The sequence below is a fragment of the Pseudomonas sp. AOB-7 genome (genome assembly GCF_003696305.1).
Lineage (GTDB): Bacteria > Pseudomonadota > Gammaproteobacteria > Pseudomonadales > Pseudomonadaceae > Aquipseudomonas.
Map to the genome: position 1 here is coordinate 1 of NZ_RFFK01000026.1, position 11,138 is coordinate 11,138.

Below are 11,138 nucleotides of genomic sequence, written 5' to 3' on the forward strand. Positions count from 1 at the left end.
TTGGGGTAATAGTTTCGTGCGTCCGCCCCACAGGTCACCTAGTGGGGGAGGTGAGGCAGACGCTTACGACTCAAGGTCTCCGCCGCTCGACCGACGCCCGCCAAGATATCCTTGGCTTTCCAATGCCAGCGAAAAGGTCGAGCTACCGCTTGGCGAGCGATCGGTCAGACCAAAAGTTGCATTCGGGTCTTCCTGCGAGACGTGGAGGAGATCATTCCACGCAATGTAGTCGGGCGCGAAGAAGGGTACCTTCGCCTGTGTCCTCGATATGGAGGGTTCCATCCAATGCCTCAATGGTTTCGACGATGCCTTGAATACCTAAACCATTCACTTCAGTCACAGGGGCAGGGAATGAAATACCGCCCCTGCCGTTGTCCTGAATTGCAAGCTCCCATCTCTCATCCTCGCCATTCAGTTCAATGTCGACGCAAGTTGCATGGGCGTGACGCTGAATGTTAACCAATGCCTCCTGCAGAACTCGATAGAAGAGGTTGTGCGCTGCAGGTGGGAGATGGTTGGCCGACTCGGCGATAGCTATCTTCACCACATGACCTGTTCGGTTAGCGAATCCCTGCGCCAGCGCCACCATTGCCCAATTAAATGGCGACTGATCCAATGCTGGTGGGCGCAATAAAAATGCAAAGGTGCGCAACTCGGTCAGTGATTGGTCGAGGAGATCCTGAATTTCTTCGACTTGTTGCGCGAGTCCATGCGTGGCACCTGATGAGTGACGTAATGCAGAAAGCTGGAGGCCCGCCGCGACCAAGTGTTGTGCCGTGGTGTCGTGTAGTTCCTGAGCAATGCGCTTTTGCTCCTGCCGCCGTATCGACTGGAAGCTTTCAATTAGCAGACGGATCCGCTGGTGAGCCCTATCTAGCATTCTATCCATGGATTCGAAAGGTGCTTCGAACCATCGGCGCAAGAACAGGAAGAAGCCGAGCAACGCCATGATGACCATCAGACCCGCTCCGGCAAGAGGGGGAATTGCCCGATGAAGGGCTAGGGCGACTGTAGTTTCTGGTTGCGTCGCTGCAATTGTCCAGCCGGTTAGTGCGGAGCGGACAAACGCCGTATGAATGGCGGTGCCGTCCAAGTCTGTGCCGGGAAAGACGCCCTGTTTTGCGACGAGTTCTGTTGGAGGCATCCCGACAGCGGAAAAAAGATCCTCGGTGCGCAACATCGCGCCCACCTGCTGACGGCTAGCGATGACTTGGCCCATGGCGTCGATGACCAAGAGTCCGGCTTCTTGCTGCAACGCCTCGCCCTGTAACACGGCGAGCAGGCGGTCGCTGCTGATACCTGCACAGAGCAGGTATTTCAGGTGTCCGTCCTCCCCAGGCACTTTGATGCTGATGACCGTAGAGGGGCTAGGCTGCAATCGTCCTTCGACACGGCTCGACACATGGACACCCTGCTTCTCCAAGAGTTCGAAAAAGCCGGGCTGCGGTTTGTAGGCAGAGAGTTCGGGCAGCGGTGTGCCATAAGGAGCCAGGACATTGGCGAGTTGCCTTTCCCTGTCGGCGAGAACCAATGCCATTCCAGCTGGGTGGGGGGTTCGTAGCATTTGCGCGTGAAAGGCACGGATATCGCCGGAGGCCAAGGCCGGCGAACTCGATAGACCTTGCAGCAGAGCGCGGGAAGTGGCGACTTCCCGGTCAAGCAGGGAGGACAGATCCTGTACCGTCTGCTTAAGTTGTATGAGGCGATTTGCTTGGTCTGCGTGCGCGTTGTATAGGGTGACGGCCGCCGAGATCATGTAGCTACCCACAAGAACTGTGGCGATCAGCCATTGGAGTCTGGGCAATGAGGGGCGAGTGGCCTGTTGTACTACGAGAAAGCCCATGTCCATGACTGAGTCCTCATCGTCAAGCATCTGGTGCGGGCATGTGTTCGATCGGAAAAGTACGACCCATCTAGGGGAATCACCCTATAGTGCGTTGCGGTTGGCCATGTTGAGATTCCGTCTGCGACTTAGAAGTTGCAGCCGCCTAGCTGGAGGTTAAGCGAATAGGGTAGGCGCACAATAGGCGCATCATTTTATCGAACGGAATTCGCTGCTCATTGTAGTTGTGGCACCGATGAGCGGGGTTTCCTTTTGTAACGCACACACTGAGGACTATAACCGCATGTTCCGTTGCCAACCTATGATTGTTGCGACATTGCTGTTGAGCGCTATCACCGTGCCTGCCCTGGCCGCACCGACCCTCGTCAACAGCGATAACTTCGTGCGCGCTGAAAGCGATGCATACTTTGCCGGCGTCGCCCAGCTCTACGGCTTCGGCAAGTTGGGCCATGAGCGCAGCATGACACCGATCGACAAGCAAACAATCGTCCGCCTTAACCGCGACACCCTGTACTCGGCGGGCGTCTTCGATCTGGACGCCGGCCCGGTGAGAATCACCATGCCTGATTCGGGTGAACGGTTCATGTCGTTACAGGTTATCGATCAGGATCACTACACCCACGAAGTCCACTATGGTGCCGGTACGGTCACCCTTGATCGTGACCAGATCGGTACCCGCTATGGATTTGTCGCCATCCGCATTCTTGCCAATCCCCAGGACGCTGCGGACATGGATAAAGTGCACGCTCTTCAGGACGCCATCCAAGTCAGCCAGGCTTCGTCAGGTCAACTTGAGCTACCACAGTGGGACAGCGCGAGCCAGGATCGTACGCGTAAAGCATTGCTTGAGCTGGGGACGCTGTTGCCAGACACGGACCGGATGTTCGGGGCGCGCAGTGAGATCGACCCCATCCGCCACTTGATCGGTTCGGCGATGGCCTGGGGAGGCAACCCATCCCGCGATGCCTTATACCTCAATCGCACTGTACCCAAAAATGACGGGAAGACGGTCTATCGATTGAGCCTGGACAAGGTTCCCGTCGAAGGTTTCTGGTCGATCACTGTCTACAATGCCGATGGCTATATAGCGCCCAACTCGCTCAATGCCTATACCCTCAACAACCTGACCGCGGTGGAAGACGCCCAGGGTCGGGTCACCGTTCAGTTCGGCGGTTGTGATGGCAAGATTGTGAACTGCCTGCCGGTGCCTAATGGCTGGAACTGGATGGTTCGCCTGTATCGGCCCTCTGCACAGATTCTCGATGGAAGCTGGAGCTTCCCGGATGTGGAGGAGGTCAAATGAAGCGGCGCTCGTTGCTGAAATTCACTATTGCCGCTGCCGCTCTGCCAGCGCTCACGCTACGAGCTGAAGAGGGGCTGGCTCGCCTGGCACGCGACGCATACATCTACACTTATCCTTTGGTTAAGAATTATCTGACCCTTTATCAATATGCGCTGGAGCCGGGGGGCAGCGAATACAAGGGGCCCCTGAACACACTCAATAGCGTGGCCCGGGTGTATACCCCCGAGGACACCGCTATCGTCACGCCCAACTCCGACACGCCCTATTCTTTCCTGGTTATGGATTTACGTTCGGAGCCCTTGGTGGTCACCCTGCCTGCGATCGAGAAGGGCCGTTACTACTCGATGCAGTTGGTCGATCTGTACACGCACAATGTCGATTACCTAGGGACTCGGTTGGACGGTAACGAAGGAGGCGATTTCCTGATCGTCGGGCCCAGTTGGCAGGGTGAAACGCCCGAGGGTGTAAGGCGGGTGGTTAGGATGACCACCGAGTTGGGCCTGGGTTTGATTCGCACGCAACTCTTGGCACCCAGTGATATCGCCAACGTAAAGCGAATCCAGGCGGGTTACAGTGTCAGGCCGTTGTCCGTCTACAGCGGCACCCCACCACTGGACGCACCACCGAAGGTGTCGTGGCCGGAGATTTCGGAGCAGCGAATGGCTTCCGAGTACTGGTCGCTGGCCGCCTTCCTGCTGCAGTTCGCGCCGCCATTGCCTTGGGAGAAGGAACTGCGTGAGAGCTTCGGTCGGCTTGGCCTGATACCTGGTGCGGTCTGGCCGCCGAAAGGCTTGGCGGAGGTTTCGGCGATCAGGGAGGCAGGTCAGGAGGCACAGCTGGAGCTTGAGGCTGGTGCACTGAAGCTTACGACGTCGGTGGGGCTGTTCGGCTCGCCTGAGGACATGAAGGGTAAGTACCAGGAACGTGCATTGGGGGCGATGGGCGGCATCTACGGAAACTCGGTGGAGGAAGCCCTTTATCCGAGCTATCTCTTCGATGCTACTGGCCGGCGCCTGGATACGTCGAAATATCGCTATGCCTTCCGCTTCAATAAGAACACGTTGCCCCCGGTGGGCGCTTTCTGGTCCATCACTATGTACGACGGTGTGACTCGTTTCCTAGTGAACAATCCGCTCAAACGTTACCTCATCAATTCCTCAATGCTGGGAGACCTCAAAGCGGACCAGAACGGCGAAATAATTATCTATATGCAACACCAAAGCCCAGGCAAGGAGTTTGAATCTAATTGGCTACCCGCTCCCGACGGTCCCATGGGGGTGGTTATGCGTCTGTACCTTCCCAAGGCCGAAGCCTTGGATGGTCGATGGATGCCCCCAGTCATCGAGGTGCTGCCCTGAGTCCATTTTGTCTCGCGAACCCTCGCGGCCGGTTGTCGGCCCATCGCATTGGGGCGAGACGCATTGAGTTTTCGTCGGAGGCGTCTGGAGTGTCGGTGCGCTCGAGTCGCTTCTGGCACCTTCTTTTGCGAACAAGGATCCTGTTATGAGTCATGTCAACCGCCTTTTTGTCCTGTGTGCCGGCCTGGGCTTATGCGTTTCGCCCGCGTTGGCGGATAGCGCCGACTGGCAAATCGCTGCATCTTCCTACATGTGGTTTCCGAAGACGGAATCCAGTGTCGAAACGTCACTGGGAACTGTCAGTTCCGACCTCAGTGCGCGCGATGCTCTTGATGCGCTGGATGTTGGAGTAATGCTCGGCGTTTCCGCTCAGCGAGGGCCTTGGTCCCTACTCGGCGATCTCTTTTATCTGGATCTGTCCTTCCAAGAGCGGACACCTTTTGGACGGGTGTTCTCTGCCGTCGATACACGGACTACCGTGCTCTCCGTGGCCGGCTACGGGCTCTACAACCTGTATGATCGTGATGGTTTGGTTCTCGATGCGGGGCTAGGGTTGCGCATGCTGTCGAGCGATATTGAAGTCACCCTTCAAGGTGTTGCACTCAATGATCGCGATACCAGTGCCAGTGACACTTGGGTAGACCCGCTTTTTGCTCTCCGTGCCAGTGCACACCTTGGTCAGCGCTGGCGAGCCGTAGTGTTGGCGGATGCTGGTGGCTTCGGTATCGACAAGGCGTCGGACCGAACTTGGCAGATTGTCACCGTGCTCACCTACCGTATCGGTGAGAGCTGGTCAGCCAGCGGCGGCTATCGCCACCTTTATTTCGATCGGGAGAATGATGGGGTGCCCTACGAACTGGAGATGTCAGGGCCGTTGCTGGGTGTCAGTTACCGTTTCTGATGCGAGGGGGTCAGGGCTCCAGGAATCCATTTCGCACTGCGTAGCGTACCAGCTCGACCGCGTTGCGTAGTTTCAGTTTGCGCATTAACGAGGTGCGATGAATTTCCACGGTCTTGGGGCTGATGGACAGGGCTGAGGCGATTTCCTTGCCGGAGATGCCGCTCACGATCTGCATCATCACCTCGCGTTCCCTGGGGGTCAGCCGGTTGGGATCGGAGCTACGGCCTAAGTGGCTATTCAGCACGATCTCTCCGCGTCGTCCCGGCAGATAAGGCTCGCCGGCCTCCATTGCGTCTAGAGCGGCGTCGAGCGAGCGCCCTAGTTCGGATTTGAGCAGAATCCCGCGTGCTCCGGCGGCAAGCGCGTCCCGAATTGTTGCCTCGCTCTTGTGCATGGTGAAGATCAGGACGCGCAACGTCGGGCAGAGGGCTAGGCAGTGTCGCGTGAGCTCTATCCCGTCCATATCGTCCAGCCTGAGGTCGATGATCGCCACGTCAGGGCAATGATCCTGCGCGATTCGTATTGCGTCCCTGCTGTTATGTGCTTGGCCGATGACCTGCCAGTCAGGTCTTCCGGCGATGACGGCCGCCAAGCCTCGCAGAACCACATCATGATCATCGACCAGTAGGGTGCGCAACATTCGTTTCTCTCTTGGGAGGGGCGTCAGAACTTTGGTTTGTTGCGGATCACCGCGCAAGCTTGGTGATCAGGCCGCCTCGGCTCCGCCCCAGCGTATGGTCTAGCGGTTCTTCTGGCCTCCCTTTCCGGCGCTCAGAAGACGGCCGTCTATTTTGGGGAAATCAGATTCTTGATCAACTCCCATGTGGCATCAGCGAGTTCGTGGCGCCTTGCCATGTGGGTGCGGATTCCACGCCATTCGGACACTCAGCCCACGCTGATCCGGACACCTGTTCCACGATCATTCGGACAGGCAGTCGGAGCGGAGCGACGCAGGGATGGCATTGTTAGCCTGGGGCTCCCGGCGTCGTCAATTTCTTCGCTTGTTTGCGCATCGACTCGCCCTTGAGGTTGATCCGATAAGCGTTGTGCACCAGGCGGTCGAGGATGGCGTCGGCCAATGTCGGATCGCCGATCAGTTCGTGCCAGTTGTCCACCGGCATCTGGCTGGTCACGATGGTCGAGCGCTGGCCGTAGCGGTCGTTCAGTAGCTCCAGCATGTCGCGCCGCTGTTCGGCGGTGAACGGGGCCAGGCCCCAGTCATCGAGGATCAGCAGGTCGGTCTTGGCGTAGCTGCTCATCAACTTGGCGAAGCGCCCGTCGCCGTGGGCCAGGCCCAGCTCTTCCAACAGGCGCGGCAAGCGCAGGTAACGCACGCTGTAGCCATCTCGGCAGGCCTGGTGGGCCAGGGCGCAGGCCAGCCAGGTCTTACCCACGCCGGTCGGGCCGTTGATGATCAGGTTGAGGCCGTCGCGTAGCCACTGACCGTTGCTCAGCTGGAGGATCAGCGCCTTGTCCAGGCCGCGCGGGCTGCGGTAGTCGAGGTCTTCGAGGCAGGCGTTGTGGCGTAACCTGGCCTGACGCAGGCGGCTTCTCAGGCGCTTGTCGCCGCGCTCGGTCAGCTCTCGGTCGACCAGCAGGCCGAGGCGTTCCTCGAAGCTCAGGCTGTCGATGTCCGGGGTCTTCAGTTGTTCGTTCAGCGCCTTGAGCATGCCGTGCAGGCGCAGGGTCTGGAGCTTGTCCAGGGTCGGATGAGGCAGCATGGGGGAGTTCCTTGTGGTCAGTGGTAGTAGCCGGGGCCGCGCAGGTTGGCATGGTCGTCCGGCAGCAGGGGCAGGTGCTGCTGGGCCAGCGGCAGGTTTTCCAGCCCCTGGCGCAGGATCGATTCGAGGCTCTTGTAGCTGCACGCGCCGAGGCTGAGGGCGCGACGGCAGGCCAACTCCAAGCGCACTTCGCCATGGGTCTTGCCCAGGCGCAGGATGCCCAGGCAGGCCCGGTAACCTTGGGTTGGGTGGATACGCCGTTCGAGGATGTGGCTGATCACTCCGGCAGTGTTAGGCCCGGTCTGCTCGGCCCAGCGGATCAGCCGTTGCGGCGTCCACTCGGCGTGCTCGCGATGGCACTTGGGCATGTGCTCGGTCTGCGTGCTGTGCCGACCCTTGTGCGGTGAGCGCAGGTGGCTGGCCACCCGCTGATTGGCGTGGAAGCATTCGACTGTGCGCTCCGTCAGGCGCACCTCCAGCTGCTTCTTCACCAGTTGGTAGGGCACCGAGTAGTAATGCCCATCGACCTCGACGTGGTAGTCGATATGCACCCGTGCCTTCTTCCACTCGGCATAGACGTAGGGCTGCTCCGGCAACGGGCGCAGCGCTGGCTGATCCAGGCTGTCGAAGGCCGATTGCCGGGAGCCCGGCAGCTTGTGAAACGGTCGGCGGTTGAGCCGCTCCAGCAACACGGAGATGGCGCTGTTGAGTTCGTCCAGGGAGAAGAACTGACGGTTGCGCAGGGCGGCGAGGATCCAGCGCTCGACCACCTGCACGCCGACTTCGGCCTTGGCCTTGTCGCGCGGTTTGCGCGCCCGCGCCGGCACCACCGCCACGCCGTAGTGCTCGGCTAGGTCGCGGTAACTGGGGTTGATGTCCGGCTCGTAGCGATGGCTCTTGCTCACCGCGCTGCGCAGGTTGTCCGGCACCACAATCTCCGGCACCCCGCCGAGGAAGGCTAAGCAGCGGGCATGGGAGCCGAGCCAGTCCGACAACTGCTGCGACCAGGTGGCTTCGGCGAAGGTGTAGCTGGATGCGCCGAGTACCGCGACGAACACCTGCGCCTGGCGGATCTCGCCGCTGTGGCGGTCGATCACCGGCACCGTCTGCCCGGCGTAGTCGACGAACAGCTTCTCGCCGGCGCGATGTTCCTGGCGCATCACCATGTCCAGCTTGCCGGCCCAGGCCCGTTAGTGCTCGCAGAACCAGCTGTACTGGAAGCCCTGCGGTTGGCTCAGGCGGTACTCCTGCCAGAGGAGGGCCAGGGTCACGCCGGGGCGGCGCAGCTCGGCATGTACCCAGGCCCAGTCGGGCAGTGGCCGCTGCTCGCTGGGCACCGCCGGGGCTGGTGGAAATAGCTGGCGCTCCAACTCGGCATCGGACAACGAGCAGGGCCAGCTGAGGCCGCTGGCGGCAAAGCGACAGAGGTAATCACCGGCACTGCTGTGGCCAGTGCCCAGGCTGCGGGCGATCTTGCGCACGGATAGGCCGCAGTCGAACTTGAGGCGTAACACCTCTCGGATTTTACGCATGGATAAACGCTCCACGACGACCTCTTCGCTTCGAAAAAGAGGTCGATGGTAGTGAATAAATCCTGCGTAGCTGCCTGCCTGGAAAGTGTCCGGATGGCCGTGGAATCGGTGTCCGGATGCTCGTGGAATGAGTGTCCGGATCAGCGTGGAATCACTGTCCGGATGTGCGTGGAATAGGTGTCCGAGTCAGCGTGGAATCCGCACCATGTGGGCCTTCAGACATTCATGGCGCATTTACACGCACCGACTTTGCTTGTAGGGCGTGGTGCCTTTCTGTGGGCAGTATCAGACAAATCCTGCATCGATGGGAGGGGTAAGGGGGTAGTGTTGGTCTGGACTAGGAAGCGTATAGGAGGTCAAGCCCATCTGGCCTCAATCGGCAATTGTATTCCTCGTTAGCGCTTCGGGAGGGGTTGTGAGTTTTTCGTGCGGTGTCATCGGCTTGTTACTTTCCAGATCCTGCTCAGTTTTGCAGGCTTGTTTCAGGCTGCGGAGTCCATCTCACGTAGTACTGCTCCAGAGCAGTTGGGGCGTAGGCGAATCGCCGCGAGGAGTGAATATAACGTGATTTCAACACTGAGTGTGTTGGTACTTGAAGAGCACCCACTGCATAGAAGCCTCGCCGTTAAAATGCTGCAGAGTCTAGGTGTAGGTAAGGTGTTTGAGGCATGTGAGGGGAGAGAGGCGCTCGCTCTGTTGCGGTGCAAGGGAGGTGTGGACATCGCAATCTGCGATCTGCGCATGCACGACATGGTCTTTTTGCGAGAGGTTTGGCATTCCGGTCTAGTTCGAGCAGTGGCACTAAGCAGTGACATCGACAGCGGTGTGCGTAATACGGTTGCTGTTATGGTCGAGAAGCTAGGCGTGAGCTTTCTTGGGAACCTTGGCAAGATTTTCTCTCTCGATTGGTTGCGCGAGGTACTGTCGCGCTATGACCTCTCCGCTGTTCGGGGAGAGACATTACCGCTGGTAACGAGCACCGAAATGCCCCCTAGAGATGAGATCGAGCGAGCCCTGGCGAACGGAGAGTTTGTCGCCTATTTCCAGCCCAAGGTCGATCTGCAAGATGGGCGAGTACTGGGCGCTGAGGTGCTTGCCCGCTGGCAACACCCTAAACGCGGTCTTCTGGGGCCGGATAGCTTCCTACCCGCTATCGAGCAGCTTGGACTATTGGATCAGTTGTTCTGGCAGCTGTTCCAGCAGGGGCTAGAGTTGCAGATACAAAGCCCCGGTATTGCGCTAGCGTTCAACGTGCATCCTAGCCAGCTGAATTGCTCGCGGCTGCCTGACAATATATGGAACAGGTTGCGTCTGTATGGAATGCCGGCCACCGGTATCACTCTGGAAGTGACTGAAACCGGCATCTTGAGCGCTTCTCCGAAGGTTATGGAATCACTGATTCGTCTACGCCTGATGGGCTGTATTCTGGCAATGGATGATTTTGGTGTGGGCTACTCTTCGTTGAAACGGTTATGCGAATTGCCGTTCAATCAGATCAAGCTGGATGCCTCGTTCGTGCGCGGTCTGCACCGTGGTTCGCGTGGCTATGCGGCGATAGGCAGTGCGGTGTCCCTTGCCAAATCATTAAACATTTCGCTTGTGACCGAGGGTGTGGAGACGTCAGAGCAGAGCCGGCACCTGCTGGATCTGGGCTGTCGGGAGGCTCAGGGGTATCTGTTCGGCAGGCCGGTTTCCGGGGCGGCATTGAGGACGGCGATGCTTTCGCGACGGCTGTCGGTTAGGTAGCAAACAGCTAGTCGAACCTTCGTCGTTATATTAATAGTTGTTAAGAGTTGGGTGGTTGAGTATGCATAAAGTTATGATCGTCGATGACCACCCAGTAATTCGTCTGGCCGTTCGTGTGTTACTTGAGCGGCACGGCTTTGCTGTCGTGGGAGAGGCCGACAACGGCGTTGCTGCTGTGCAGATGGCTCGTGAGCAAGAGGTTGATGTCATCATTCTGGATATCGGCATTCCTAAGCTTGATGGTCTACAGGTCATTTCCCGGCTGCGAGCTTTAGGGCGACCGCCGCGGGTTTTGGTATTGACCTCGCAGCTTCCAGGTGTAGTGGCAGAGCGCTGCCTGCAGGCTGGGGCGGCAGGTTTCGTCAGCAAGGAAGAAGACCTGAGTGGCCTGGTAGGCGCGGTGAGCGCGGTGCTTTCGGGCTATACCTACTTCCCTTATGACCTCATCGGTACGGATGTCGGTAAGGAGGCGGAAGAAAGCGATGGCGGGAGATTGGCCCGATTATCGAATCGAGAGCTGTCTGTCCTGCGTTACCTAGCAAGGGGGCTGACCAATAAGGAGATAGCTGACGTGATGCTGCTCAGCAACAAGACGGTCAGTACCTATAAAACCAGGCTGCAGCAGAAGCTTAACGTGCAGACACTGGTGGCTCTGATCGAGTTCGCCAAGCGCAACGGAGTCACTTGAGCGCACGATTGCCGTGTCTAAGGATGGTCTGAAGTAACCCTGCATT

General features: G+C 58.7%; 8 protein-coding genes and 1 pseudogene. 5 read left to right on the plus strand and 4 right to left on the minus strand.

The genetic code is table 11. The features are described 5' to 3' along the window. Positions 1-211: 211 nt before the first annotated feature. Complete coding sequence (locus EA796_RS22615; protein ID WP_158603110.1) at positions 212-1,849, minus strand: histidine kinase; 1,638 nt, start codon at positions 1,847-1,849, stop codon at positions 212-214. Positions 1,850-2,126: 277 nt separating this feature from the next. On the opposite strand from EA796_RS22615, the gene EA796_RS22620 reads away from it, so the two are divergent. The 3 genes from EA796_RS22620 to EA796_RS22630 all read left to right on the plus strand — a co-directional run bounded on the left by EA796_RS22620 (position 2,127) and on the right by EA796_RS22630 (position 5,405). After that, a complete protein-coding gene (locus tag EA796_RS22620; RefSeq protein ID WP_178082599.1) occupies positions 2,127-3,146 on the plus strand; it encodes a DUF1254 domain-containing protein in 1,020 nt (339 codons plus the stop codon). Beyond that, on the plus strand, positions 3,143-4,504 hold the full coding sequence (locus EA796_RS22625) for a DUF1254 domain-containing protein (protein ID WP_122110251.1): 1,362 nt from the start codon (positions 3,143-3,145) through the stop codon (positions 4,502-4,504). Before EA796_RS22620 ends, EA796_RS22625 begins: the two co-directional genes overlap by 4 nt. Before the next feature lie 145 nt (positions 4,505-4,649). Next, complete coding sequence (locus EA796_RS22630; protein WP_122110252.1) at positions 4,650-5,405, plus strand: hypothetical protein; 756 nt, start codon at positions 4,650-4,652, stop codon at positions 5,403-5,405. Positions 5,406-5,415: 10 nt separating this feature from the next. Here the strand turns inward: EA796_RS22630 and EA796_RS22635 are convergent, their stop codons facing one another. From EA796_RS22635 to istA, 3 genes and pseudogenes are all read right to left on the minus strand, one after another. Beyond that, the gene (locus EA796_RS22635) at positions 5,416-6,045 is read right to left on the minus strand and encodes a response regulator transcription factor (protein WP_122110253.1); all 630 of its coding nucleotides are present in this window, start codon (positions 6,043-6,045) and stop codon (positions 5,416-5,418) included. 325 nt (positions 6,046-6,370) lie between these two features. Continuing rightward, the gene (gene istB / locus EA796_RS22640; RefSeq protein ID WP_122110254.1) at positions 6,371-7,126 is read right to left on the minus strand and encodes an IS21-like element helper ATPase IstB; all 756 of its coding nucleotides are present in this window, start codon (positions 7,124-7,126) and stop codon (positions 6,371-6,373) included. Positions 7,127-7,143: 17 nt separating this feature from the next. Then, positions 7,144-8,658 (minus strand): annotated as a pseudogene (istA, locus tag EA796_RS22645) (IS21 family transposase). A gap of 564 nt (positions 8,659-9,222) precedes the next feature. On the opposite strand from istA, the gene EA796_RS22650 reads away from it, so the two are divergent. Both EA796_RS22650 and EA796_RS22655 read left to right on the plus strand, forming a co-directional pair. Then, entirely contained in the window at positions 9,223-10,404 is a 1,182-nt protein-coding gene (locus tag EA796_RS22650) for an EAL domain-containing protein (RefSeq protein WP_305956005.1), read from the plus strand. 61 nt (positions 10,405-10,465) lie between these two features. After that, complete coding sequence (locus EA796_RS22655; protein WP_122110255.1) at positions 10,466-11,092, plus strand: response regulator transcription factor; 627 nt, start codon at positions 10,466-10,468, stop codon at positions 11,090-11,092. Positions 11,093-11,138: the final 46 nt, after the last annotated feature.